A 25,072-nucleotide genomic window follows, 5' to 3' on the forward strand; every position below is an offset into this window, starting at 1 on the left:
AAAAGGATGCCTTTACAGGGCATCCTCTTGATGTTCTGGAACGAATAATTCAAGACAATGATACATATTTTCAAATTCCATCGGTGCGTCTCCGCCATATTCACCATCTAAGTTAATCATTAATTTATCAGGTGAATGGACTTTAATTCGATTCGCTTGTGTATATAACACTTTCGGATTATTAATATGTTCACCGCGTTGTGCTTGTGTTGCTGCTTTAATTAAATCAGCGATAGAACCTTTTTTTAGTACTAATAAATCAAATAATCCATCGTTAATAGATGCATATGGTGCTACTTTTTCGAATCCACCAACTGAACGAGTATTTGTAATTAAAAACATCGTAATTTCTTCTTGTAGTAACTTCCCATCATACTCGATTTCAACATATGTTGGATGTAATGATGGTAACATTTCGATTCCTTTTAAATAATAAGCAAGTTGACCTAATACTGTCTTTAGCTTGCTTGGTACTTCATATGTTAATTCTGTAATACGGCCGCCACCAGCAATATTAATGAAATATGTATCATTCGCTCTCCCAAGATCTAAAGGAACTGTTTTCCCTTCACAAATAATATCCGCTGCCTCTTCAATAGCACGCGGAACACCAATTGCACGTGCAAAGTCATTTGTCGTTCCAACTGGAATAATTCCAAATTTCGGACGATGTTCATGTCCCACTAAACCATTTACTACTTCATTTAGCGTACCGTCACCACCGGCCGCAATAACAACATCAAACTTGCGATCCGCAGCTTGCCTCGCCGCCACAGTTGCGTCTCCAGGACCAGTTGTCGCATGACAAGATGCTTCATATCCAGCTTGTTCTAATTTTTGCAATACTTCCGGTAAGCTCTTCTTAAATAGCTCACGTCCAGAAGTAGGATTATAAATAATTCTTGCTCGTTTCATCATTTATTAGCACAGGAAATTCCTTATTCATTAAAAAAAGAATACACCGAACCCTTATTCAGTATCCCTATGCCTACCTCCTCTCATCTTCCTATCCTTCTTTTATCCCGCTCAAACAGGCAGTAAGAACCCGATTCGTGTAGCCCATCAAAAGTAACTATTCACTCATGATGGTTTTGCTTTATTTGACCAAGAAATTTATGTCTATCCATTCTCTCACATCAATTTACATATAACGAATAATAATTATCTATTATTTCATGAGATGAAAAAACTCTCTATGTCTAGATTTATCATTATTCCCACCTTTTTGCAACTATCATACCATAGTTGCTATACAAACATTTTTTCACTTTTGACAGTTAATCAAACGTTTATTTAAATTATTTTTTACCATTTAAACAAACGTTTGATTAACTCAGAAAAAACACCCAAATACGGGTGTTTTTTCTGTTTAATCTTTAAGCATCTATACTATTTTAGCGCTTATTAATTTCTTCAAGTAAGATTTTGTTAACAAGCGGTGGATTTGCTTGTCCTTTTGTAGCTTTCATAATTTGACCAACTAAGAAGCCAATTGCACGGTCTTTACCGTTTTTAAAGTCTTCGATAGATTGCTCATTATTATCAAGAATTTCTGTTACAACCTTACGAAGTGTTCCTTCGTCAGAAATTTGAACAAGACCTTTTGCTTTAACGATTTCTTCTGGGTCTCCACCTTTTTCAATTAATTCATTAAATACTTTCTTCGCGATTTTAGAAGAAATTGTACCTTTTTCAATTAATTGAACCATTTTAGATAAACCAGCAGGTGTTAATGCAACGTCTTTTAATTCTTTTTGTTGTTTGTTTAAGTATGCAAGCACTTCACCCATTAGCCAGTTTGATGTTAATTTCGCATCAGCACCGTCTGCAACAGTTGCTTCAAAGAAATCAGACATCTCTTTCGTTAACGTTAATACGTGTGCATCATAAGCTGGTAAGCCAAGTTCTGCAACATAGCGAGCTTTACGTGCATCTGGAAGTTCTGGAATAGAAGCACGAACTTCTTCTTTCCACTCATCGTCGATGTAAAGTTCAACTAAGTCTGGCTCTGGGAAGTAACGGTAATCGTCAGATCCTTCTTTCACACGCATTAAGATTGTTTTCTTCGTTGCTTCATCATAACGACGTGTTTCTTGTTGGATGATACCACCAGATAATAATTCTTTTTCTTGGCGCACTTGCTCATGCTCAAGACCTTTTTGCACGTAAGTGAAAGAGTTTAAGTTTTTCAGTTCTGCTTTTGTACCGAACTTCTCTTGTCCAACTGGACGAAGTGAAATATTCGCATCACAACGAAGAGAACCTTCTTCCATCTTACAATCAGATACACCTGTATATTGAATGATTGATTTTAACTTCTCTAAGTATGCGTATGCTTCTTCTGGAGTACGCATATCTGGCTCTGATACGATCTCGATTAAAGGCATACCTTGACGGTTGTAGTCTACTAATGAACCTTCACTTGTATGCGTTGATTTACCAGCATCTTCTTCTAAATGAAGACGTGTAATACCGATACGTTTCTTTTTACCGTCTACTTCGATTTCAATCCAACCATTTTCTCCAATTGGCTTATCAAATTGAGAGATTTGGTATGCTTTCGGATTATCTGGGTAGAAATAGTTTTTACGGTCGAACTTCGTTTCCGTTGCGATTTCACAGTTTAATGCCATTGCAGCTTTCATTGCAAAGTTAACTGCTTCTTTATTTAAAGTAGGAAGTACCCCTGGGTATCCTAAGTCAATTACACTTGTTTGTGTATTTGGCTCCGCTCCGAATTCTGTTGGACTCGCAGAGAAAATTTTCGAATTTGTTTTTAACTCAACGTGAACCTCTAAACCAATAATTGTTTCTAAATTCATCTATGCTCGCCTCCTTACAGACTTGCTTTTTTTGTATGATAGTCTGTTGCTTGCTCAAACGCATGTGCAACGCGGTAAATTGTCGCTTCATCGAAGTGTTTACCAATGATTTGTAGACCAAGTGGCATGTTGTTAGCACCGAATCCACATGGAACAGAAATCGCTGGAACACCCGCTAAGTTTACTGGGATTGTTAAAATGTCATTTGCATACATTGTCATTGGATCGTCCACTTTTTCGCCCACTTTAAATGCTGGAGTTGGCGTTGTTGGTCCAATAATAACATCGTAGTTAGCAAATACATTTTCAAAGTCGTTTTTAATTAATGTACGTACTTGTTGTGCTTTCTTGTAATATGCATCATAGTAACCAGAGCTAAGAGCAAATGTACCAAGCATAATACGACGTTTTACTTCATCACCGAAACCTTCGCTACGCGTGTTTTTGTAAAGATCTAATAAATTACTTACATTATCAGAACGAACACCGTAACGTACGCCATCGAAGCGTGAAAGGTTAGCAGATGCTTCAGAAGAAGATAATAAGTAATATGTTGCTAGAGCGTATTTAGAGTGCGGAAGAGATACTTCTTCCCAAGTTGCGCCCATACCTTCTAATACTTTTAAAGCAGCTAGTACTGACTCACGAGCTTCTTCGCCAACACCTTCGCCTAAGTATTCTTTCGGTACAGCAATGCGTAAGCCTTTAACGTCGCCTGTTAAACCAGCTAAGTAGTTTCCAACTTCAACATTTGCAGAAGTTGCATCCATGCGGTCAATACCTGAAATAGCTTGTAATAAGTATGCATTGTCTTCTACTGTACGTGTAATCGGTCCGATTTGGTCAAGTGAAGATGCGAATGCTACTAATCCGTAACGAGATACGCGTCCGTAAGTTGGTTTTAAACCTACAACGCCGCAATATGCAGCTGGCTGACGGATAGAACCACCCGTATCAGAACCTAGAGAGAATAATACTTCTCCTGCCGCTACTGCCGCTGCAGAACCACCACTAGATCCGCCCGGAACATAGTCTAAGTTCCATGGGTTTTTTGTAGCATAGAAACCTGAGTTTTCATTTGAAGAACCCATTGCGAACTCGTCCATATTTAATTTACCGATTGTAATTGTGTCAGCAGTTTTTAACTTTTGCACAACTGTCGCATCATAAATTGGATCGAAGTTTGCTAATATTTTACTCGCACAAGTTGTACGAAGTCCGTTAGTTACAATGTTATCCTTTACACCGATAGGCATACCGAATAGTAAACCATTATCTTCAGCGCCAATCTTTGCATCTAATTCTTTCGCTTTCGCGCGTGCATTTTCTTCATCTAATGTAAGAAAAGCTTTTACGTTATCTTCAACATCCGCAATACGTTTGTAAGATTCTTCTACTAAATCCGTAACGGAAATTTCTTTGTTGTTTAACTTCTTATGTAACTCTGATACAGAATGATCAAATAATGACATCGAAATTCCCCTCCTCTATTCTAATACTGCTGGAACACGGATTTGATTATCTTTGTGATCCGGTGCATTTTTTAATACTTCTTCTACTGGTAAACCTTTTTCTGGCACATCTTCACGCATAACATTTTTCATTGTTAATACATGAGTTGTTGGTTTTACATCTGTTGTATCTAATTCATTTAACTGTTCTGCAAATGTAACAATTGCATCTAGTTGTTTTTGAAATTTTTCTGCTTCTTGATCAGTAATTGCAAGACGTGCTAAATGTGCTACGTGCTTTACATTCTCAACGGAAATTCTTGACACGGCTAGGCCACCTCCATAATATATCGTTCAATCTACAATACTATTGATGATACCAAATTTTCAGTACTTCAAGCAAGTCAACACATGGCACTTACAGCATTTTTACACAAAAAAAGAAAGGCAAATGCCTTTCTTTACAATTTACTCTTTATCTAACGGTTTATTTTTTGGAAATCTTTCATTATCCTCTTCATTATCACGAATTGTTTTTTGCAATACAATACAAGACATCGTTAAAAATAATGTCCCAAGTAAATAGTACCCTTTTACACTAAGCGTTTCATCTAATGTATATATACCTATTAACATTCCAGAAAGCACGCAAACAAATGAAGTCCATGCTAAAAACGTGAACGCTTGCGTATTTCTTCTCTTCATCGTTCTCCCCCTCGTTAGCTGTACACCCATTATAGATAAATATATTTATCATTATGGATTTTTATGTAAATTATCTTTTTTCTATTTATTAATCTATTACAAAAAGTCTCTATTTCGAAGAATATTTTCTGACTAGACTGAAAAAAACAATTAAAATGATTGACATTTATTTCAAATCAACATAATATAAAAACAAATATTACGAATCTCGAAATATACGGGAGTGGAAATAATTGTTGCAATATGAACATTTTTTAGACTTACTGCTAGATAACGCCAAGAAACTTTTCTATCCTGAAGAATGGGTAACCCTTGATCTAACGCTTTCTAAGACAGAAGTGTTTTGTTTACTTTGGATGGAGCGAAATGCAGATATTACAATGACAAAAATTGCTGATCTTCTTGATATACCGATGAGTACAACGACAGGCGTCGTAAATCGCCTTGTAAAAAAGGGATATATTGAACGTTATCGAGATGAAAAGGATCGACGCATTGTATTAATTCGTTTAACAGAAAACGGCATAATGCTCGTTCAAGAAGTAAAACAAAATGCCGCCCATTACTTTAGCCTAGTGACAGAAGCATTGTCAGAAGAAGAAAAAGCATTCTTGCTACAAATATTCCAAAAGATCATGAATCACATTGCTACGTCACAGCAAAAAACAGAAGAAAAAGTTTCTACACCTAAAATGAAAAACATTCCGATTGAATAAAACCCTGGCCGGGTTTTTATTCAATCATTTACTTCGAAACTCGTAATATTCGACATTCGAAACAAAGGGGATATAATGATGAGAATTATTTTGTATACAGGTAAAGGCGGCGTAGGAAAAACTAGCATTTCAGCAGCAACAGCACTTCAAAGTGCAAAACAAGGATTAAGAACATTAGTAATGAGCACAGATCCTGCTCATAGTTTAGGAGATTCACTTGGTATAAAACTATCTTCTGAACCATTAGAAATTCGAGAAAATTTATGGGCACAAGAAATTAATACTATTTATGAAATGGAAAAAGGTTGGGGCAAATTACAGAAATACATTACACTACTCTTCACTTCCAAAGCAGCTGACGATATTACAACAGAAGAATTAACAATGTTTCCTGGTATGGAAGATTTAATTAGCTTACTTCGAGTACTCGATTACTATAAACAAAACACATATGACGTCATCATTATTGATTGCGCACCAACAGGAGAAACTTTAGCAATGCTTAGTTTTCCAGATATGCTCGGCTGGTGGATGGAAAAACTATTTCCTATTAAAAGAAAGGTTTTAAAAGTTGTTCGTCCTGTAGCACAACCACTCCTTGGCGTCCCTCTCCCAACAGATGATATTATGGACGAATTAACGAATACGCTTGAACAACTTGGAGAAATGAGAGATATTTTATCAAACCGAGAAGTAACAAGTATTCGCGTTGTTGTAAATCCTGAAAAAATGGTTATTAAAGAAGCTCAGCGCAGTTTTACGTATTTAAATTTATACGATTATAACGTAGATGCCATTATGATTAACCGCGTCATCCCCAACACTGTCACCGATCCTTATTTTCAGGCATGGAAAGATACACAAAAGAAATATAAAACATTAATTCAAAATAGCTTTCAACCACTTCCTATTTATGAAGCTCCGATGTTTGAGCAAGAAGTTGTTGGGCTGTCTATGTTAGAGCGTGTCGGAGATGCTTTATTTAAAACTGATCCTTGTCCTACTGAAGTGAAATTCAACGGTCGCACGCAATATGTAAAAAAAGATGGTGATGAATATATTTTCGTTCTGTCCATTCCCTTCTCAAACAAAAGTGAACTTTCATTAAATCAAAAAGGTGATGAACTTATTATTCGAGCCGGTTCTGTGAAGCGAAATATCACATTACCAAAAACATTAACGCACCTTTCTATTCAAGGAGCTAAGTTTGAAGATGATGTACTAAACATTCGGTTTGGAGGTGTAGTACATGCATGATGAACTTTTACGGAGAATAATTCGTACAAAACTAAAAGTTAGTATGCGTATATTAGAAGAGCTACCAAATCCGATTCAGCAATCAGCTAAGCAAGCACTAAACATTTTACAGGAGGAGCTCTCTTCTTATACGGAAGAACAACCACATCCTGAAGGTAATTTAAAAAGTATCATCATTGAATAACCCTATCCGTATAGAAGGCCTGCTTTTTATAGGCTTTCTATACCTTTATTGGAGCTGATGTAAGTTGATAAAAACATCTTCAACAAGATATTTCGCCACTAATACAATCTGGCTAATCCCCTTTTTATTTTTCATTCATAACCTTGAAGAGGCTTTTCAAATGCCACAATACCTTGCTAATCAATTTTCGATCCACTTTATAACTAACAAACAATTTTTCATTGCAATTTCCATATTAACAACATTGGTCTTACTCATAGTCATTCTATATCAATTAAGCATCATATCTTCTATGTACTGGATTATTTTTATACAGGGCTGTATCTTCTTTAACGCCGTTCAACATGTTATTTTATTTGTTATTTATCGTTCTTATAACCCAGGAGTAATATCAGCATCCATCATTATCCTATTTTCTCTTTTCTTATTTTCATCAAAGAAACTATTAATCCATAAAAGGAATTTAGCAATTACACTCATTTTCAGTTTACTTTCTTACCCAATTATAATTTGGATTACCTTACTATTCGCTAGCTGCTTTCAACAATAAAAAAAGACCAAGAAAATTCCTGGTCTATCACTCTACTTAACAAACATTGGATTCTACGTTATACAAAATTGGAAGGTACAGAATTAGGGTTTTGTTTGTTAAGTAGATTATATGTTAAGCGAACTAACAGCGGAGGGGTTCCTTCTGTTAGCCCGTTAAACTCAATAATTATTTTACGATTTTTGCAAGCTCATCAAGTGAAAGATCTACTGAAATTGAACCATCATTTGTTTCTTTCTTAATTGCATCTGTTACTTCTTTTGAATGGTACAATTCGATTACTCTTTTCAGTGTTGGATCATCTTTGTCTTTCGTACGAGCTGCGAAAATATTAATATATGGTTTCGCATTTTCATTCTTTGGATCTTCTAGGAAAATAGGATCCTTCGCTGGATCTAATCCAGCTTGACCAGCAACACCGTTATTAATAACTGAAGCTGCTACGTCTTTTAATACACGAGGTGTTTGCTGTGCGATAACCGGTGTAATTTTTAACTTCTTCGGATTTTCAGCGATACCACTTGGATCTCCAAATAGACCGAAATCTTTCTTAAGCTTTAATAATCCAGCTGCATCAAGAAGTTTTAATGCGCGTGCTTGGTTCGTTGGATCATTTGGAATAGCAATTTCTGAACCATCTGGGATTTCATTTGCTTTCTTATATTTTTCAGAGTATAAACCCATCGGTGCAATTTGTGTTGTACCAACAGCTGTAATGTCTAACTTATGCTCCTTTTTAAATTGTTCTAAGAAAGCAATATGCTGAAATGAGTTTAGTTCAATATCCCCATCAGCTAACGCCTTATTTGGCGTTGTGTAATCAGAGAACTCAACCAGTTTAATTTTAATCCCTTCCTTTTCAGCTTTTTTCTTTAAGATTTCCCAAGCGTCTCCATCTGTTCCAGTTACACCGACGCGAACTACTTTCTCTTTCGCTCCTGCACCTGTGTCTCCACCTGAGCAGCCGCTTAATGCTGAAATTCCTACGATTGCTGATAATGCAAATGCTAAAATTTTCTTCATTTTATTTTCCCCTCTTCCTTTTATGATCTGCGTAAAAAGACTTTCGCAAAGTAGTTTCCTAAATTTTGAGCTAACTGTACAAGAATAATAAGTAAAACGACCGTTACGAACATAACTGATGTATCAAAGCGTTGATAGCCATATGTCATTGCTAAGTCGCCAAGGCCTCCACCACCGACAAGTCCTGCGACTGCAGAAAATTCAATTAAACCAACTGTCATAAACGTAACTCCCAAGATCAATGGCGCTAACGCTTCTGGCACGAGAATTTCAAAAACAATTCTAAGTGGTGAAGCACCCATTGCTTGCGCAGCCTCAATTACTCCTTTCGGAACAGAGACAAGGTTTGTTTCAACCATTCTAGCAATACCAATTGAAGCAACTAACGTCATTGGAAAGATTGCTGCTGCCGTTCCGATTGTAGTTCCAATAACACTTCTTGTTATTGGACTTAAGGCTACTAAAAAGATAATGAACGGAATCGGACGAATTGTATTAATAATGATATTAAGAATAGAAAAGACCCACTTATTTTCTAAAAAATTCCCTTTCCGTGTCACATATAATAGTAAACCTAGAGGTATACCTATAATTGTAGCAAATATAAGGGTAACAATTACCATTAGGAGGGTATCCCCCGTCGCATCTAAAATGCGAGGCCAAAATATACTCCAATCAACTCGCATGAGCTTCTACCTCCTTCAGCTGCACTTGCAGTCTCAGATGTTGTAATGCTTTTTGAATCTCTCTTTGTTCACCTTGTAGTTCTACAAGAAGATTTCCAAATAAAACATTTTGGAGTTCAATAATATTTCCGTAAAGAACATTTACATCGACATTATAATTTTTCGCAATATACGATAGTACAGGCTGCCCTGTCTCTTCCCCAGTAAAAGTCAGGCGATAAATCTGACCTCCATTTTGAATTTTCGCTAGAACACTTTCTGGTAAGTGATCATTAATAACAGAGCGTACAAAATTTTGAGTCGTTTTTGTTTTTGGTTGTGTGAAAACGTCAAACAGTTTTCCTTCTTCAATTACTTTTCCTTTTTCCATAACGGCTACGCGGTGACAAATTTCTTTCACAACGTGCATTTCATGTGTAATAAGTAGAATCGTTAAATTGTATTCTCGATTTACTTTCTTTAATAAATTTAAAATTTCTGTCGTTGTTTCCGGATCTAAAGCTGATGTTGCCTCATCACATATGAGAATATCCGGTGATGTGGCAAGCGCCCTTGCAATCCCAACGCGTTGCTTTTGGCCGCCTGATAGCTGTTCTGGATAATAGTTTGCTTTATCTTCTAAACCAACAAATTTTAGTAGCTCATTCACTCTTTCTTTTATCTCATTTTTTGGCAATTTTGCTAACTTTAATGGATAAGCAATGTTCCCAAACACTGTTCTTGAATTAAATAGATTAAAGCTTTGAAAAATCATTCCAATCCTTTGTCTTAGTTTCCGTAACTCTTTCGTCGATAATGATGTAATATCTTTATCATCTATTGAAATCGTTCCTGCAGTTGGTCTTTCTAACATATTTACTAGACGTAATAACGTACTCTTTCCAGCACCACTAAATCCGATAATGCCAAAAATTTCACCCTTTTCAACTGACAACGTTACATCCTCCACGGCATGAACTGATTGTCCGCCTGATTCATATACTTTACTTACATTGTTAAAAGAAATCATTTTCTTCCCTCCTATATGCTTTAAAAACTTGAAGTAGAGCTTTCGAGGTAAAATAAAAAGTGCTCTCCTTCTTATCAGTAATAAAAGATAAGAAGGAGAGCACTAATATAATATGTACTCGTTCACATCTTCTCATCTTCCAAGCCTGTTTTAGGCTTGCTGGAATTAGCACGGTATTAAAAAAACCCGTTGCTGAGGTATCGTAGGGCCAGTCCCTCCACCTCTCTGGATAAGAGTGCATCGATTTAGTTGTCATTTAATTAATTCTCATTATAGAACTCAGAATAATGAGAGTCAATACATTTTTTAGAAAAATATTAATTATTTCTCTATTTAAATTTTCAAATCAGAAATCATAATACAATAACGATTTTTATAGTTATGTAAAATTCTTATCACTCATACTTTTAGAAAGGGAAATCCTCTCTATTCATTGAATAACATAATTTGAATATGAAATCGGAGGAAGATAAATATATGAAAACAGCTCTTTTGCTCGTCGATATTCAAAATGATTATTTTCCAAGTGGAAAGATGGAATTACGTAATCCAGTAGAAGCAAGTGAATATGCTATTCAACTACTACAACATTTTAGAATAAGAAATGAACCTATTTTTCATATACAACATGTAGCTATAAAAGATGATGCTACTTTTTTCCTGCCAAATACAGAAGGTGTCCAAATTCACGAAAATGTCCGTCCACTTAGAGAAGAAACCGTTATACTCAAACATTATCCAAATAGCTTCCGAGAAACTGATCTTCTAGAACGATTACAACGTTCAGAAATCGAACATGTCGTAATTTGCGGAATGATGACCCATATGTGTATTGATGCTACAGTAAGGGCTGCTTTTGATTTTGGCTTTCATTGTACCGTTATACATGATGCTTGCGCTACAAAGGATCTTTCATTTAAGAACGCTACTATACCGGCTGTTTATATTCACAATACAATTTTGGCGAGTTTAAATGGAGTGTATGCAAATGTAATGAGTACAGAAGAGTTTTTAGCTAACTAAAATTCAAAAAATCATGTCTTCCTCATCAATTAAAGAGAAAGACATGATTTTTATTTTTATTCTCAAACTATTGTAACTTAAAATCTCCCGAACTTGTTTTTACTTGCACTTTATGTTCTCCTGAACCTTTTACTCCAATTAATTTATGCTTTGTTTTCTCTTCATACAATAGACCAGGTACATTCAAATGAGGTTTACCAGAACCTCCCTCAAAATTAATCTTCAAAGATTCAGGAAGTGTATCAAATTTCATATGAACATCACCACTTGAGGTGTTACATTCTATCTCACCTTGCAAACTTTTATCATTATATTCAATATTACCTGATGACGTCGTAAATGCCACTTCATCAGAGTGTAGGCCATCTGCTTTAATTTCACCGCTACTCGTAGTTAAATTTGCTGCCACAATTTCACTTTTATTAGTCTCAATTGCTCCACTAGATGTTTTAGCTGTTAATTTCTCATTTATTTTAGACTGTAATAACGATATATCTCCCGATGATGTTTTTATTTCTGCTGTCTTTATTTCCATATCCTTTGCTAGAACGTCCCCTGATGACGTTTTTATTTTCATATTTTCATACAATTTACTTGGCACTTTAATTTGTAATTTTACCTCTGCAGTAGTGCCAACGTTCCAACCAACTGAATTCCCATCTTTAGTAAACTCTACATTTAAACGATTATTTTCTTCCTTTACCATAAATTTATATTTATCTACTAATCCTTTGCTCATATTCCCATCTAGTAACACTTCAATTTCTTTTGAATCGACTGTCACAACTTCAACATCAGTAGCAGACGTTTTCACTTCAATTTCATCGATTTTCCCACCGGCCACCATTTCTTTTTTATGAATTTCAACTTTATGAAAACCTCCTCCAAAAACAGTCATCACCCCAACTCCAATTACCCCAATAACAAGCAATGATAATGCGACTAAGATTACCATCTTCATACGATAACACTTCCCTTTTATCATTTTCATATCGTCTTACAGTTGTTAAAAATTGAATTTCTACAAGTACTATCCATATAACTATTATTATTTAGTACTGTATATTAATCAGTACTAAATAATTTTTCTGAATACTCCAAATAAAATACTAACATTTTCCATAATTTGTTACAATGTGTATGTGCTAAAAAATAAAAAACACCCCTTTCAGTGAGCAAAACCGAAAGGAGTGTTCTCTTGTCTAACCATAGATTTTCTTTCAAATTGTATTATACAGGAAATCCTAAAAATAAATACTAAAAAATATGACTAATAAGTCAATTTTTCTCTTTGTTTTGTTTCTATTCACATGTTTATCCTGCTATTAATAGGGTTTAGCTAGTTCAAAAGAATACATGGTAATATGTAGTAATTATTTCCTACTTCAAATTAACTAGTTACCTCTATTATAGAGAGTTTCTCAAAAAAGAGATCTTCACGGGATGTGAAGATCTCTTTTACTATTTCTTATAAAGTTTCAGAAGTAGTTTTTGCTTGCATGTGAAGTGCTAAGTAATCAGGGCCACCAGCTTTAGAGTCTGTACCAGACATGTTAAAGCCACCGAATGGTTGGTAACCTACGATTGCACCAGTACATCCACGGTTGAAGTATAAGTTACCAACGTGGAAGTCTTCACGTGCTTTTTCGATATGGTCACGGTTGTTAGAAACAACTGCTCCTGTTAAACCGTATTCTGTATTGTTTGCAATTGCAAGTGCATGATCAAAGTCTTTAGCTTTACAGAATGCTACTACTGGTCCGAAGATTTCTTCTTTCATTAAGCGAGCATCTTCTGCAACGTCAGCAACGATTGTTGGTTGGATGAACCAGCCTTTAGAATCGTCTCCTTCGCCACCTGCTAGGATTCTACCTTCTTCTTTACCAATTGCAACATAGCTCATTACTTTATCGAATGCAGCTTGGTCATTAACAGGACCCATGTTTGTACCTAATACAGCTGGGTTAGCAACTGTTAATTCTTTTGTTAATTCAACAGTACGATTTAATACGTGATCGTATACATCTTCATGGATTACTGCACGAGAACATGCAGAACATTTTTGTCCTGAGAATCCGAATGCTGATGCAACGATAGATTTAGCTGCTAATTCAAGATCTGCTTCTTTATCAACAACGATTGTATCTTTACCGCCCATTTCAGCGATAACTCGTTTTAACCAAATTTGTCCTGGGTTTACTTTCGCTGCACGCTCATAAATACGGATACCTACATCACGAGATCCAGTGAAGCTAACGAAACGTGTACGAGGGTGATCTACTAAGTAGTCACCAACTTCAGAACCATTACCTGGAACGAAGTTTACTACGCCAGCTGGTAAACCAGCTTCTTCTAATACTTCCATAAATTTAGCTGCTACTACAGGAGTTGTACTAGCTGGTTTTAGTAATACTGTGTTACCAGAAACTAAAGCAGCTGTTGTCATACCTGCCATAATTGCGAATGGGAAATTCCAAGGAGAAATGATAACACCTACTCCTAATGGAATGTAAGAGAAACGATTATATTCAATTGGACGGCTTTCTACTGGCATACCGTCTTTTAATTTTAACATTTGACGACCATAATATTCCATAAAGTCGATTGCTTCTGCTGTATCAGCATCTGCCTCATTCCATGGTTTACCTGCTTCTTTTACAAGAATAGCAGAGAACTCATGTTTTCTACGACGAACAATTGCTGCAGCACGGAATAAAATGTCTGCACGCATTTCTGGTTTTGACTTTCTCCAAGTTTGGAATGTTTCATCCGCTACTTGCATTGCTTTTTCAGCTAATTCACGGCTTGCTTTTGAAACGCGACCAACAAGTTCCTCTTTATTTGCAGGGTTTACAGAAACAATTTTGTCTTCTGTAGTGATTTTTTCTCCCCCGATAATTAATGGATAGTCTTGTCCAAGATAAGATTCTACTTTCTTTAAACCTTCTTCAAACGCTAATTTGTTAGCCTCTACTGAAAAATCTGTAAATGGCTCATGTTTGTATGCTACTACCATTTTTTTAGCCTCCCCTTAGAAAAACGTTTACATTTTACAACATTATTCTACACGATAATTTAGATTTATTCAAATATTCCTAGACTTATATTTTAAAAATTAATTAATTTTTAAAATATAATAAAAAAAAGAGATTCATACATACGTATGAATCTACAAAATATGAGTATATTCCAAAACATTTTTCCCGATTAATAAAATAGTAACTAATAAAAATAAAGTCCTTACATATCCAACGCCTTTTCGAACTGCAAACTTCGATCCAAAATAAGCACCTAAAATCATTGATAATCCCATAATTATACCGTATTCAAAATGAATTATATCTAAAAATAAAAAAGTAATTAAAGATACGATATTACTAACGAAGTTCAAAAGTTTTCCAGATGCTGCCGCTTGAATAAAATCCAAACCAATTAATAAAAATGCAAAAATTAAAAAGGATCCTGTTCCTGGACCAAAAAAACCATCATAGAATCCTATAATTAAAATCACAAAGAAAAACATTAATGTTTTTCCTCTTGTCATCTTTTTATAGGTAGATACACTTCCCCAATCTTTTTTTGCAATAATATAAATGGCAATAAAAACCAACATTACAAGCACTAATGGACGCAAAATATCAGGCGGAATAAACTTTACTACTAAAGCACCTGCGACCGCTCCAATAATAGTTAACGGGATTAACTTTCCTACAATCCGAAAATCGACCTTTCCTGATCGAATAAAATAAACTGCACTCGTAAACGTCCCCATCGTTGCAGCTAATTTATTCGTTGCGATTGCCGAAGCTGGTGGTAACCCAACGAACATAAGTGCAGGAAGCGAAATTAACCCTCCACCTCCAACAACCGAATCAATGAAAGCCGCTAAAAAACCGAATGCAATTAATAAAATAATGACTTGAAAACTTAGTTCTTCCATGACTTTGCCCCTTACCCCTTTATTTATAACATTTTAAATTATAACAAAATTCCTCCAAAAAAAAAGCTGTCCCAGAAAGGAACAGCTCCATCTTTAATCTAAAATTTTCACAAACGGTTCATCTTGCTTCGCTTCACGTATAATAATAGCTTCTGGGCGTTCTACAGATTTAATCGTTACTTGTACTTTCATATAATTCGGGAAGTATTCCGTAACAAGTCCTGCTACATATTGTGTAAAACCAATTACTTCAGCTTTCCCATTAAATTGGATAGGAATTTCAAGTTTCATTTCCTTTAATTCATCATCCTTATACATCCCAGTACCGATAACAGCTGTATAATCACCTTGGAAATACTCGCTTAATTTCGCTTTAAAGTTTGCTACTCTTGCAAGGTCTTCACGTTTATTATCTGTTTTTGCTTGTTCAGACGGGAACAAGTAATATTTCTCATTGATTGGTTTCCAATCCTCAACCGTTTCACTACCTTTTTCTACCTTAGCATAAGAAACAAAATTCCCCGGCACAAGCGAAGACTTTGGACCTTGACGGTAAATTGCAAAGGTAACCGGAATATTTTTTACTTTAGGATCTTTTTGCTGCATTACTTTCAGTATCTCTTGTGCCATTCTTTTCCCTTCAGCCAACATTTTTTTATCTGAGATTTCAGCCTCACGAGGATAACCATGCTCTTCATTATAATACTGGACAGAATTCATCGCTAATCCAACTACAATGCCACTAGGTTCAGCAGCGTTCTCACCTTTTTGTTCATAATAATCATGCTCTAAAATATTTGATATATATATTGGATTTTTTTTATTTTTCACTTCTAGTGACTCTGGGCCTTCACTTAAGGCTGGATTCAGTCCGATATTCGGAAATTTAACTGCATCTTTTTTTAACTTGTCCTCTAGATCTTTTTGTTCAGCATCTGTACGCTTTCTTTTTACAAGCATTTGTATAGTTTGAGCATCTAGAACATTTCCGCCTTTAAAGAAATAATCTTTCGTACTAAACGATTCTTTCGCAATACGCATGAGCCCCGTTTCAAACTCATCTATATCTAGACGACTATTTAAACCTTGTACAACTAAACCACGTGCCTTACCTGGATCAAATGGAACCGTCGTCTTATAATATTCATCCGAAATGGAGTATTTCGGGATAACCGCTTGCTCTTTCGCTTTCCCCGATTTCTCAACTACTTTTTCATCTTTGTTGGCACCCGTGCTACACCCACTTACAAGTAGGCCTAGACTTAATATCACTAACGCTATTTTTTTCATCGTAAGTTTGCACCTCTTACTTATTCAGCTCTTGTAAGAACCTCTCTTCATTCCAAACTTCAACATTGTGCTTCTCTGCTTGCGCTAATTTCGAGCCAGCAGCTTCACCAGCAACAACTAAATCCGTACTTTTACTAACACTTCCTGTTACTTTTCCACCTAATGCCTCAATCTTCTTCTTCGCTTCACTGCGTCCCATAACTTCTAGTTTCCCTGTTAAGACGACAGTTTTTCCTGCGAAGTACGACTCAACATTTTGTAAATCAGCACTTTTTATACCTTTGTATGCCATGTTCACACCATACTCTTTAAATTGTTGTAATAGCTCTAATACGTCTTCATTATCGAAATACGTTACTACGGATTGAGCCATTTTTTCACCAATCTCATTAATTGCTTTTAGTTCTTCTTCTGTTGCTTTCACAAGCTCATCCATCGTTTCGAAATGTTCAGCAAATGTGCGTGCTGCTTTCGCTCCGACGTGGCGAATACCAAGACCAAATAATAATCGCTCTAATGAATTTCCCTTAGAATTCTCAATTGCTTGTACTAAATTTGTTGCTGACTTTTCACCGAAACGCTCTAACTGTAGTAATTGCTCTTTCGTCAATGAATATAAATCGGCAAACGTGCGAATATAATCTGCATCAAAGAGTTGTGTAATTACACGTTCTCCAAGTCCGTCAATATTCATTGCGTTTCTTGAAACGAAATGGATTAATCCTTCACGAATTTGAGCTGGACAAGTCGGATTTATACAACGAAGTGCTACTTCTTCTTCTAAACGGACCAGTTCACTCTCACACGCTGGACAATGCGTTGGCATGCGGTATTCTTCTTCCTCACCAGTACGCTTATCAAAAATAACGTTCACAACTTCAGGAATAATATCTCCGGCCTTTTTCACAACAACGTAGTCACCAATTCGAATGTCTTTTTCACGAATTAAATCTTCGTTATGTAAAGAAGCACGACGGACAATAGTTCCAGCCACTCGCACTGGCTCTAACTCTGCAGTTGGTGTTACAACCCCTGTGCGGCCAACGCTTAATTCAATCCCTGTTAATCTCGTAACAACTTCTTCAGCTGGGAATTTATAAGCAATTGCCCATCTTGGACTTTTTGCTGTAGTTCCTAAGCTTTCTTGAATAGCAACATCGTCTACTTTTATAACGATTCCGTCAATCTCATAATCAAGATGCGGGCGTTTTTCTTGCCACTCTTCTACATAGGCTATTACTTCTTCAATTGTTTCACATGTACGACGATTTGGATTCGTCTTAAACCCAAGCTCACCTAAGAAATTAAGTGATTCACTATGAGAAGGAATTATTTTTTCTTCTACATTAGCAAGACCATATACAAACATAGATAAGTTACGCTTCGCTGCAATTTTCGGATCAAGTTGACGTATCGATCCTGCTGCCGCATTACGCGGATTTGCAAATACATCTTCACCATTTTGCTCTTTTTCTTCATTTAATTTAACGAATGAACGCTTCGGCATATAAGCCTCGCCTCGCGCTTCTAATGTTACTTCTTCATTTAATCGAAGTGGAATTGCTTTAATCGTTTTTAAGTTTTGGGTAATATCTTCACCAGTTATACCATCACCGCGTGTTGCACCTTGAATAAAGCTTCCTTTTTCATAATGAAGTGAAACAGCAAGTCCGTCAATTTTTAATTCGCATATATATCTTACATTCGCATCATCAATTCCTTGACGTACTCTTCGGTCAAAATCACGCAAATCTCCTGCATTAAACGCGTTTCCTAAGCTTAACATCGGTGATTTATGCGTTACCTTTTCAAATATATCAAGTACAGCTCCCCCAACTCGAATAGAGGGGGAGTCTTCCGTTACAAATTCAGGGTTCTCTGCTTCTAATTTTATAAGCTCCTGCATATTGCGGTCATATTCCGCATCAGAAACCGAAGGATTGTCTAATACGTGATATTGATAGTTAAATGTATTTAACAAATCACGCAGTTCTTCTATACGCTTTTTTGTTATCTCTTTTGACATATCCTCATTCCTTTCCTATTGTTTCGTCACAGGTGCAAATTTCGCTAATAAACGTTTAATACCAATTGGACTTGGGAACGCAATATCTAATTCTTTTGCATCTCCCTCACCTTTTACACTTACAACTGTACCGACTCCCCATTTCTGGTGGGAAGCTTTGTCACCTACTGCCCAACCAATTTGCTCGCCACCTGTTGTCTTAACAGCCGGACGTACGAAAGCTGAGCGAGAACGTGTTGTCGTTGCACTTGCCGTTGCGCCTGTCGTTCTTCCTTTTGCACCAAACGAAGTTTCACGCTTCGGCGCTGTTTCATTTAATGATTCCACTAACTCTGTCGGAATTTCTGTAATAAATCGAGATGCTGCATTCATACTTGTTCTACCAAATAAAGTACGCATTTGAGCATTGGATAAGTATAACTCTTCTTCTGCACGGGTAATACCTACATAGGCAAGACGACGTTCTTCTTGCATTTCATCTTCTTCCATAAGAGAACGAGTATGTGGGAATATCCCTTCCTCTAAACCAACAATAAAGACAACTGGGAATTCTAATCCTTTCGCTGAGTGCATCGTCATTAAAATAACTTCTTCACCAGCAGTTGGATCTTCATCTACACGATCAATATCTGCAACAAGAGCTAAGTCTGTTAAGAATGCAACAAGGCTCTTATCTTCGCTTTGAGATTCAAATGTTTGCGTAACAGATAAAAACTCGTCTAAGTTTTCTAAACGGCCTTCTGCTTCTAAAGAACGCTCATTTTTCAACATATCGCGATAACCTGTTTTTTCAATAACTTCTTCTACTAATTCTGTAACAGATAAATACTCTTGCATATTTACCCAGTTGTGTAATAAACTTGCGAATTCTTTTACTGCCTTTGTTATTTTTGCACTTACTCCAACATGCTCAATCTCATCGAATACAGCAGTTAATGAAATTCCATTTTGTACGCCATAATTAATAATTTTATCGATAGAAGTAGCACCAATCCCGCGCTTTGGCATGTTAATAATACGTGCAAAACTAATCTCATCATCTGGATTCCCAATTAGACGCAAATACGCCAAAATGTCTTTAATCTCTTTACGGTCGTAGAACTTAGTACCGCCGACAATTTTGTAAGGGATATTAGATTTCAGGAAAATCTCCTCGACCATACGAGACTGTGCATTCGTACGATATAATACCGCAAAATCAGTATATTTTCGGTTCCCCATTTGAATATCATCACGAATTTTTTTCGCAACAAAATACGCTTCGTCCTTTTCGGTTGCAGCACGATAATACGAGATTTTGCTTCCAACTTGATTGTCTGTCCATAATTTCTTCGGTTTACGGTTTGAATTTTTTTCAATAACAGCATTAGCTGCATTTAAAATATTTTGTGACGAACGATAGTTTTGTTCTAACAGGATAACTTGCGCATTCTCATAGTCTTTTTCGAATGACAAAATGTTAGAAATGTCTGCACCACGCCAGCGGTAAATAGACTGGTCAGAATCACCTACAACGCATAGATTTTTAAAACGTGCTGCTAAATGTTTAACAAGAAGGTACTGCGCTTTGTTCGTATCTTGATACTCATCAACGTGAATATATTGGAACTTACGCTGATAAAACTCTAGTACTTCTGGAACACGCTCAAATAACTGAATTGTTGTCATAATTAAATCATCAAAGTCTAATGAGTTATTTTTCAGAAGACGTTTTTGATATTCTGTATATACATCGCTCGTTAATTTTTCATATGGATCAGCGATTGTAATTTTTTTTGCATATTTATCTGCAGATAACAGTTCATTTTTCGCATTACTAATACCGGCTAATATAGAGCGTGGCTCAAACTTCTTCGGATCAATATTGCGCTCTTTCATAATTTTCTTCACAACAGTTAGCTGATCACCTGCATCTAAAATTGTAAAGTTACGATTAATCCCAATGCGGTCAATATCTCGTCGCAAAATACGCACACACATTGAGTGGAATGTAGAAATCCAGATGTCTTCTGCTTCTGGTCCAACAAGTGTATCAATACGCTCGCGCATTTCACGGGCAGCCTTATTTGTAAAGGTAATCGCTAATACATTCCATGGCGCCACACCTTTTTCACCAAGCAAATACGCAATACGATGTGTTAACACACGTGTTTTACCACTACCGGCGCCTGCCATTAATAGTAGTGGTCCATTCGTTGTTTGTACTGCTTTCTGTTGCTGTGGGTTTAAACCATTTAATAACCTATCTGTCATACTCATATGTGCCTGCACCTACTCTCCTTTTACTGCTTTCACTGTTTTTAACGCAGCTTTTATATCATCATAAATAACATTTCCAACAACTACTGTATCAGCATACTGTGCCATTTCTTTTGCTTGTTCTGCATTAGAAATACCACCGCCATAATATAACTTAGCTTGTTTCAATTCTGCTTTTACATTTTTAACAAGTTCAATATCTCCATACGTACCGCTATATTCTAAATAGAATATCGGTAAACGTAATAGCTTGTCTGCTAAACGCGCGTATGCAATAACATCATCTTCTGTTAAATCACATTTTGCATCTGTAAGTTGGGCTACTTTCGCTTCGGGATTTAAAACACAATACCCTTCCATGAAAATTTCGTCCCAATCCATAATATCCCCAAATTCTTTCAATGCCTCATGATGAACACCCGTTACCCATTCTACTTTTCGGCTATTTAAAACACTTGGGATGTAATAAAAATCAAAACCTGGTGTGATTGCTTCCACATCAGAAACCTCTAACACACAAGGAACTGCATATCTACGAATGCTAACTAGCATGTGTAATACATTATCAATTGTAACTCCATCACTTCCGCCGACAATTACCGCGTCTGTCCCTGATTCACAAATCATTTCTAAATGTTCATCGCTTAACTCCTTATTTGGATCAAGCTTAAATACATGTTTCCATTTGGAAATATCGTACATGAAAACACCCTTCCTTTTTCTAATCATATCTATATTCCTACTCAAAAGAGCAGTTAATTTTTATCAGGATTTTTGAACTTCCTCTACTACATCTGTTCAAAAAGGAGAGTGAAGTTTCGATCTCCCTTTTATGCATTCTTTCATTATAACAAAAAAAGCTACCTACACACACGCCCAATCCAACATCTTTTTCAACGTCAAATGTTGGATTACATATCAAAAAACTTATACGGAATACTAACAAATGAAATAGTATTCTCTATTTCGAAGTTAAGCTAAAAGGAGTGTTTTTCTAATGAAGCAAAACATCGGTACAATTAGTGCTCTAATTCGAATTACACTCGGATTCATTTTACTTGGTTGTAGTACTGCCAAGCTCATACGCAAACCACATTGCACTTGGTCTAAAGTTTTGCTATGGATAGGTGCAATGAAAATTGCAGAGGGAATTGTTCGTTTCTGCCCGATTGCTGAAGTGTGTAAATTTGGGAAATATATGAATATGGGCGCATTTAAAATGCCTAGCATGAATTTTACTGAAAAAGGACATACTAAAAAAGAAGTTAATCAAGCTTCCAGTCATGACAAACCAAAGTCAAATGGAAGTTATGATGCTTCTGACAAAGAGATTGAGTCAGCGATTGAAGAATTAATCCTGGCAAAACCGCTTTGAATCATTTGTCACGATGCAAGATGCTCTCAAAGAGACTTAGCTGCTGCAGTGGGCGGCTAAGTCTTCTTTATTTTACCATAAATCAGAACGTACATTCTTATTTTTCGGAGTTTTACCCCTAAAACGTACATAAAAGATATCAGTCAATAAAATTCAGAAAATTAGGTGTAAACCTCTTGCATGTAATGATATAAAAGTGATATCATTTTTATATCAGGAGGCGATCATATGAAAGAAAAACAAGTTTTTTATGTAAATGGTTTTCTCGGTATTATTGGGATTTTGATTTTAGCCGCTATCGGTGTATTTTGCCTTGTGCAAGAAATTTTTATAGTAGCAGCATTAACTATTATTTTAGCTGCGGTTCTCGCGACAGGTATTGGCATCGTTCAACCGAACCAAGCAAAAGTAATTACGTTTTTCGGTAATTATTTAGGGACAATTCGTCAAAATGGTTTATTTTTAACAATTCCATTCGCATTTCGTCAAACCGTATCTTTACGTGTTGAAAACTTTAACAGTAAGAAGTTAAAAGTAAACGATGTTGAAGGAAATCCAATTGAAATTGCAGCTGTTATTGTATACAAAGTTGTTGATTCTGCAAAAGCAATTTTCGGTGTTGAGCATTACGATCGATTCGTAGAAATTCAAAGTGAAACAGCAATCCGCCACGTTGCAACTAAATATCCTTATGATAATTTCCAAGATGAAACTTGCATCACGTTACGCGGAAATACTGTGGAAATTTCAGAAGAGCTAAAACGCGAATTAGAAGCACGTCTTGAAATTGCTGGTGTAGAAGTGTTAGAAACTCGTTTAACGCATTTAGCTTACGCAACAGAAATTGCTCATGCAATGCTACAACGTCAACAAGCGAAAGCGGTATTAGCTGCTCGAAAAGAGATTGTTGAAGGCGCTGTAAAAATGGCTAAAGATTCAATCCTCATGCTAGATGAAGAAGGCGTACTTGATTTAGATGACGAGCGTAAAGCAAATATGGTGAACAACTTATTAGTTGCCATCGTTTCAGATAAAGGTGCGCAGCCAGTTATTAATACAGGAAGCTTATATTAAAGGTTGTAAGTAATTATGGCTAAAAAGAAAAGCTTTCCATTACGTATTGATCCTGAATTACACGCAGTCATCGAAAAATGGGCGAATGATGAATTTCGTAGCGTCAACGCACACATCGAGTATTTACTTCGAGAAATGGCAAAGCAAAAAGGAAAATTGAAAAAAGATAAAGATGCATAAAAATCCCGCTGAGAAATCAGCGGGATTTTTTATACATTAGCTTCTCGTCATCTCATGCCCAATTGCACGATATCCTATATCACTTCGATAAAATAGACCATCACTCTCTATTTTACCGATTTCTTTATAGACTTTATCTTTTGCTTCTTGTAAATTTTTTGCCTTGCAAGCAACAAACAATACACGACCGCCGTTTGTTACAAAATCACCATGTTTCATCACCGTACCCGCATGAAAAACAATCACATCTTGCAATGTATCTAATCCGTTAATAATTTCACCTTTTTTATACGCTTCTGGATAGCCTTTTGAAGCAAGTACGACACCGATAACTGCTTCCTCTGACCATTCCAATGTTAATTCACTTTCATCTAATACAGCATTACATACATCAACTAAATCGTTTTCTAAGCGCGGTAATACAACTTCTGTTTCAGGATCACCAAAGCGTGCATTAAATTCAATTACCTTTGGACCATCATTCGTTAAAATAAGCCCCGCATATAAAATTCCTGTAAACGAACGATTTTCTTGAATCATCGCTTTAGCAGTTGGATGTAATACTGTTTTAATCGCCTCTTGAACTGCTGATTCCGGAATTTGTGGTACTGGAGAATATGCGCCCATTCCGCCTGTATTTGGACCTTTATCGCCATCAAAAGCTCGTTTATGATCTTGAGCAATTACCATTGGATGCACAGTTGTTCCATTCACAAATGCCATTAATGAAAATTCTTGTCCATCTAAAAACTCTTCAATAACAACCTTCTTGCTTGCTTCTCCAAATTTCACATCTTGTAGCATTTCTTTCACAGCTTGTAATGCCTCTTCAAGCGTCATTGCTACTGTTACACCTTTACCAGCAGCTAATCCATCCGCCTTAATTACAATCGGTGCACCAACTTTTTGAATGTACTTTACTGCCTCTTCGTAGTCTGTAAAAGTTTCATATGCCGCAGTTGGAATTTCATACTTTTTCATAAGTTCTTTTGTAAAAGCTTTACTACCTTCAATAACAGCAGCCGCTTTATTAGGACCAAATACACGAAGTCCCTCTTCTTTAAAACGATCAACAATTCCGTTCATAAGTGGAATTTCTGGTCCAACGAAAGTTAAGCCTACATTGTTTTCTTTTGCAAATAAGACTAGTGCATCAAAATCGTTTTCATCAATATCAATTGGTGTTGCAACATCGCGCATACCTTCATTACCTGGTGCTACATATACTTTTTCTACTTTTTCAGATTGTGCAAACTTCCAAGCTAAAGCATGCTCACGTCCACCGCGGCCGATTACTAAAACGTTCATATTTCATCCTCCAATAATTAAATAAGTACAAACTAGAAGCTATGCTCCTAGTTTGTTTTCATATCAATAAAAGTTTAAAAAGGAGGATCGAGAGAACCGAGCAGGTCGAGGCGCATTCGCCAGGAGGACACGGAGTGTAGCTGTCCTACATGAGTACCGCACTGGCAATGCAACGACGACATGCGCAGGTTATC

24 protein-coding genes and 1 riboswitch are annotated in these 25,072 nt (G+C 36.2%); of the genes, 8 read left to right on the forward strand and 16 right to left on the reverse strand.

Translation table 11 applies throughout. The annotated features are described in order from the left end of the window. Nucleotides 1–12: 12 nt before the first annotated feature. The 5 genes from BAU28_RS08005 to BAU28_RS08025 form a co-directional block, all read right to left on the reverse strand. Entirely contained in the window at nt 13–918 is a 906-nt protein-coding gene (locus BAU28_RS08005; RefSeq protein ID WP_002174630.1) for a diacylglycerol kinase, read from the reverse strand. Between the two features lie 476 nt (nt 919–1,394). Then, the gene (gene gatB, locus BAU28_RS08010) at nt 1,395–2,822 is read right to left on the reverse strand and encodes an Asp-tRNA(Asn)/Glu-tRNA(Gln) amidotransferase subunit GatB (protein WP_025150187.1); all 1,428 of its coding nucleotides are present in this window, start codon (nt 2,820–2,822) and stop codon (nt 1,395–1,397) included. Nucleotides 2,823–2,836: 14 nt separating this feature from the next. After that, on the reverse strand, nt 2,837–4,294 hold the full coding sequence (gatA, locus tag BAU28_RS08015; protein WP_048375567.1) for an Asp-tRNA(Asn)/Glu-tRNA(Gln) amidotransferase subunit GatA: 1,458 nt from the start codon (nt 4,292–4,294) through the stop codon (nt 2,837–2,839). A 15-nt stretch (nt 4,295–4,309) separates the two neighbouring features. Beyond that, a complete protein-coding gene (gene gatC, locus BAU28_RS08020; RefSeq protein ID WP_000086999.1) occupies nt 4,310–4,600 on the reverse strand; it encodes an Asp-tRNA(Asn)/Glu-tRNA(Gln) amidotransferase subunit GatC in 291 nt (96 codons plus the stop codon). Nucleotides 4,601–4,741: 141 nt separating this feature from the next. After that, nucleotides 4,742–4,978: a YiaA/YiaB family inner membrane protein gene (locus tag BAU28_RS08025; protein ID WP_071718281.1), complete on the reverse strand. Its 237-nt coding sequence runs from the start codon at nt 4,976–4,978 to the stop codon at nt 4,742–4,744. A gap of 233 nt (nt 4,979–5,211) precedes the next feature. Here BAU28_RS08025 and BAU28_RS08030 point away from each other — a divergent pair, with 233 nt between their 5' ends. The 4 genes from BAU28_RS08030 (at nt 5,212) to BAU28_RS08045 (ending at nt 7,685) form a co-directional block, all read left to right on the forward strand. Beyond that, on the forward strand, nt 5,212–5,694 hold the full coding sequence (locus tag BAU28_RS08030; RefSeq protein ID WP_002174627.1) for a MarR family winged helix-turn-helix transcriptional regulator: 483 nt from the start codon (nt 5,212–5,214) through the stop codon (nt 5,692–5,694). 75 nt (nt 5,695–5,769) lie between these two features. Continuing rightward, nucleotides 5,770–6,951, forward strand: coding sequence for an ArsA family ATPase (locus tag BAU28_RS08035; protein ID WP_083594606.1), 1,182 nt, complete (start codon nt 5,770–5,772; stop codon nt 6,949–6,951). Further along, nucleotides 6,944–7,135, forward strand: a complete 192-nt coding sequence (locus BAU28_RS08040) for a DUF3926 domain-containing protein (protein ID WP_071718283.1) — start codon at nt 6,944–6,946, stop codon at nt 7,133–7,135. Before BAU28_RS08035 ends, BAU28_RS08040 begins: the two co-directional genes overlap by 8 nt. A 64-nt stretch (nt 7,136–7,199) precedes the next feature. Continuing rightward, entirely contained in the window at nt 7,200–7,685 is a 486-nt protein-coding gene (locus BAU28_RS08045) for an HXXEE domain-containing protein (protein WP_071718284.1), read from the forward strand. A gap of 168 nt (nt 7,686–7,853) precedes the next feature. On the opposite strand, the gene BAU28_RS08050 is transcribed toward BAU28_RS08045, so the two are convergent. From BAU28_RS08050 to BAU28_RS08060, 3 genes are read right to left on the reverse strand one after another with little or no spacing between them, the layout of a single operon-like run. Next, entirely contained in the window at nt 7,854–8,708 is an 855-nt protein-coding gene (locus BAU28_RS08050) for a MetQ/NlpA family ABC transporter substrate-binding protein (protein ID WP_071718285.1), read from the reverse strand. 20 nt (nt 8,709–8,728) lie between these two features. Then, nucleotides 8,729–9,394, reverse strand: a complete 666-nt coding sequence (locus tag BAU28_RS08055) for a methionine ABC transporter permease (protein ID WP_071718286.1) — start codon at nt 9,392–9,394, stop codon at nt 8,729–8,731. Further along, complete coding sequence (locus BAU28_RS08060) at nt 9,384–10,403, reverse strand: methionine ABC transporter ATP-binding protein (protein ID WP_048375576.1); 1,020 nt, start codon at nt 10,401–10,403, stop codon at nt 9,384–9,386. Before BAU28_RS08060 ends, BAU28_RS08055 begins: the two co-directional genes overlap by 11 nt. Nucleotides 10,404–10,532: 129 nt before the next feature. Further along, nucleotides 10,533–10,639: riboswitch (SAM riboswitch) on the reverse strand. Between the two features lie 241 nt (nt 10,640–10,880). Here BAU28_RS08060 and BAU28_RS08065 point away from each other — a divergent pair. Next, a complete protein-coding gene (locus BAU28_RS08065; protein ID WP_002174619.1) occupies nt 10,881–11,426 on the forward strand; it encodes a cysteine hydrolase family protein in 546 nt (181 codons plus the stop codon). Between the two features lie 67 nt (nt 11,427–11,493). Here the strand turns inward: BAU28_RS08065 and BAU28_RS08070 are convergent, their stop codons facing one another. From BAU28_RS08070 to pcrB, 7 genes are all read right to left on the reverse strand, one after another. Beyond that, entirely contained in the window at nt 11,494–12,387 is an 894-nt protein-coding gene (locus tag BAU28_RS08070) for a DUF4097 family beta strand repeat-containing protein (RefSeq protein WP_071718287.1), read from the reverse strand. 507 nt (nt 12,388–12,894) lie between these two features. Continuing rightward, nucleotides 12,895–14,442, reverse strand: a complete 1,548-nt coding sequence (gene pruA, locus BAU28_RS08075; RefSeq protein WP_071718288.1) for an L-glutamate gamma-semialdehyde dehydrogenase — start codon at nt 14,440–14,442, stop codon at nt 12,895–12,897. Nucleotides 14,443–14,595: 153 nt separating this feature from the next. Beyond that, nucleotides 14,596–15,366: a TSUP family transporter gene (locus tag BAU28_RS08080; RefSeq protein WP_002174616.1), complete on the reverse strand. Its 771-nt coding sequence runs from the start codon at nt 15,364–15,366 to the stop codon at nt 14,596–14,598. A gap of 93 nt (nt 15,367–15,459) precedes the next feature. Next, the gene (locus BAU28_RS08085) at nt 15,460–16,656 is read right to left on the reverse strand and encodes a CamS family sex pheromone protein (protein ID WP_048375583.1); all 1,197 of its coding nucleotides are present in this window, start codon (nt 16,654–16,656) and stop codon (nt 15,460–15,462) included. 16 nt (nt 16,657–16,672) lie between these two features. Continuing rightward, nucleotides 16,673–18,682, reverse strand: a complete 2,010-nt coding sequence (ligA, locus tag BAU28_RS08090) for an NAD-dependent DNA ligase LigA (RefSeq protein ID WP_071718289.1) — start codon at nt 18,680–18,682, stop codon at nt 16,673–16,675. A 15-nt stretch (nt 18,683–18,697) separates the two neighbouring features. After that, complete coding sequence (gene pcrA, locus BAU28_RS08095; protein ID WP_071718298.1) at nt 18,698–20,941, reverse strand: DNA helicase PcrA; 2,244 nt, start codon at nt 20,939–20,941, stop codon at nt 18,698–18,700. A gap of 12 nt (nt 20,942–20,953) precedes the next feature. Beyond that, nucleotides 20,954–21,643: a heptaprenylglyceryl phosphate synthase gene (pcrB, locus tag BAU28_RS08100; protein ID WP_002174612.1), complete on the reverse strand. Its 690-nt coding sequence runs from the start codon at nt 21,641–21,643 to the stop codon at nt 20,954–20,956. Between the two features lie 295 nt (nt 21,644–21,938). Here pcrB and BAU28_RS08110 point away from each other — a divergent pair, with 295 nt between their 5' ends. The 3 genes from BAU28_RS08110 (at nt 21,939) to BAU28_RS08120 (ending at nt 23,570) form a co-directional block, all read left to right on the forward strand. Next, nucleotides 21,939–22,316 carry a YgaP family membrane protein gene (locus tag BAU28_RS08110; RefSeq protein ID WP_048375589.1) on the forward strand — a complete coding sequence of 126 codons (378 nt, stop codon included), beginning with the start codon at nt 21,939–21,941 and terminating at the stop codon, nt 22,314–22,316. Nucleotides 22,317–22,544: 228 nt separating this feature from the next. Next, a complete protein-coding gene (locus tag BAU28_RS08115) occupies nt 22,545–23,390 on the forward strand; it encodes an SPFH domain-containing protein (protein WP_048375592.1) in 846 nt (281 codons plus the stop codon). Between the two features lie 15 nt (nt 23,391–23,405). Next, on the forward strand, nt 23,406–23,570 hold the full coding sequence (locus BAU28_RS08120; RefSeq protein ID WP_001085171.1) for a type II toxin-antitoxin system antitoxin: 165 nt from the start codon (nt 23,406–23,408) through the stop codon (nt 23,568–23,570). A 36-nt stretch (nt 23,571–23,606) separates the two neighbouring features. Here BAU28_RS08120 and purD read toward each other — a convergent pair whose 3' ends face one another. Continuing rightward, nucleotides 23,607–24,878: a phosphoribosylamine--glycine ligase gene (gene purD / locus BAU28_RS08125; RefSeq protein ID WP_071718291.1), complete on the reverse strand. Its 1,272-nt coding sequence runs from the start codon at nt 24,876–24,878 to the stop codon at nt 23,607–23,609. Nucleotides 24,879–25,072 lie beyond the last annotated feature (194 nt).

It is taken from the genome of Bacillus paramycoides (genome assembly GCF_001884235.1).
GTDB lineage: Bacteria > Bacillota > Bacilli > Bacillales > Bacillaceae_G > Bacillus_A > Bacillus_A paramycoides.

Excerpts from the sequence above, each read along its gene's own strand:
- gatA (WP_048375567.1), bottom strand. The coding sequence starts at position 4,294 with ATGTCATTATTTGATCATTCTGTATCAGAGTTACATAAGAAGTTAAAC.
- ligA (WP_071718289.1), bottom strand. The coding sequence starts at position 18,682 with ATGTCAAAAGAGATAACAAAAAAGCGTATAGAAGAACTGCGTGATTTG.
- purD (WP_071718291.1), bottom strand. The coding sequence starts at position 24,878 with ATGAACGTTTTAGTAATCGGCCGCGGTGGACGTGAGCATGCTTTAGCT.
- BAU28_RS08080 (WP_002174616.1), bottom strand. The coding sequence starts at position 15,366 with ATGGAAGAACTAAGTTTTCAAGTCATTATTTTATTAATTGCATTCGGT.
- BAU28_RS08110 (WP_048375589.1), top strand. The coding sequence starts at position 21,939 with ATGAAGCAAAACATCGGTACAATTAGTGCTCTAATTCGAATTACACTC.
- BAU28_RS08120 (WP_001085171.1), top strand. The coding sequence starts at position 23,406 with ATGGCTAAAAAGAAAAGCTTTCCATTACGTATTGATCCTGAATTACAC.
- BAU28_RS08005 (WP_002174630.1), bottom strand. The coding sequence starts at position 918 with ATGATGAAACGAGCAAGAATTATTTATAATCCTACTTCTGGACGTGAG.
- BAU28_RS08040 (WP_071718283.1), top strand. The coding sequence starts at position 6,944 with ATGCATGATGAACTTTTACGGAGAATAATTCGTACAAAACTAAAAGTT.
- BAU28_RS08050 (WP_071718285.1), bottom strand. The coding sequence starts at position 8,708 with ATGAAGAAAATTTTAGCATTTGCATTATCAGCAATCGTAGGAATTTCA.
- BAU28_RS08085 (WP_048375583.1), bottom strand. The coding sequence starts at position 16,656 with ATGAAAAAAATAGCGTTAGTGATATTAAGTCTAGGCCTACTTGTAAGT.
- BAU28_RS08035 (WP_083594606.1), top strand. The coding sequence starts at position 5,770 with ATGATGAGAATTATTTTGTATACAGGTAAAGGCGGCGTAGGAAAAACT.
- gatB (WP_025150187.1), bottom strand. The coding sequence starts at position 2,822 with ATGAATTTAGAAACAATTATTGGTTTAGAGGTTCACGTTGAGTTAAAA.
- pruA (WP_071718288.1), bottom strand. The coding sequence starts at position 14,442 with ATGGTAGTAGCATACAAACATGAGCCATTTACAGATTTTTCAGTAGAG.
- BAU28_RS08025 (WP_071718281.1), bottom strand. The coding sequence starts at position 4,978 with ATGAAGAGAAGAAATACGCAAGCGTTCACGTTTTTAGCATGGACTTCA.
- pcrA (WP_071718298.1), bottom strand. The coding sequence starts at position 20,941 with ATGAGTATGACAGATAGGTTATTAAATGGTTTAAACCCACAGCAACAG.
- BAU28_RS08060 (WP_048375576.1), bottom strand. The coding sequence starts at position 10,403 with ATGATTTCTTTTAACAATGTAAGTAAAGTATATGAATCAGGCGGACAA.
- BAU28_RS08115 (WP_048375592.1), top strand. The coding sequence starts at position 22,545 with ATGAAAGAAAAACAAGTTTTTTATGTAAATGGTTTTCTCGGTATTATT.
- BAU28_RS08070 (WP_071718287.1), bottom strand. The coding sequence starts at position 12,387 with ATGAAGATGGTAATCTTAGTCGCATTATCATTGCTTGTTATTGGGGTA.
- BAU28_RS08065 (WP_002174619.1), top strand. The coding sequence starts at position 10,881 with ATGAAAACAGCTCTTTTGCTCGTCGATATTCAAAATGATTATTTTCCA.
- BAU28_RS08055 (WP_071718286.1), bottom strand. The coding sequence starts at position 9,394 with ATGCGAGTTGATTGGAGTATATTTTGGCCTCGCATTTTAGATGCGACG.
- pcrB (WP_002174612.1), bottom strand. The coding sequence starts at position 21,643 with ATGTACGATATTTCCAAATGGAAACATGTATTTAAGCTTGATCCAAAT.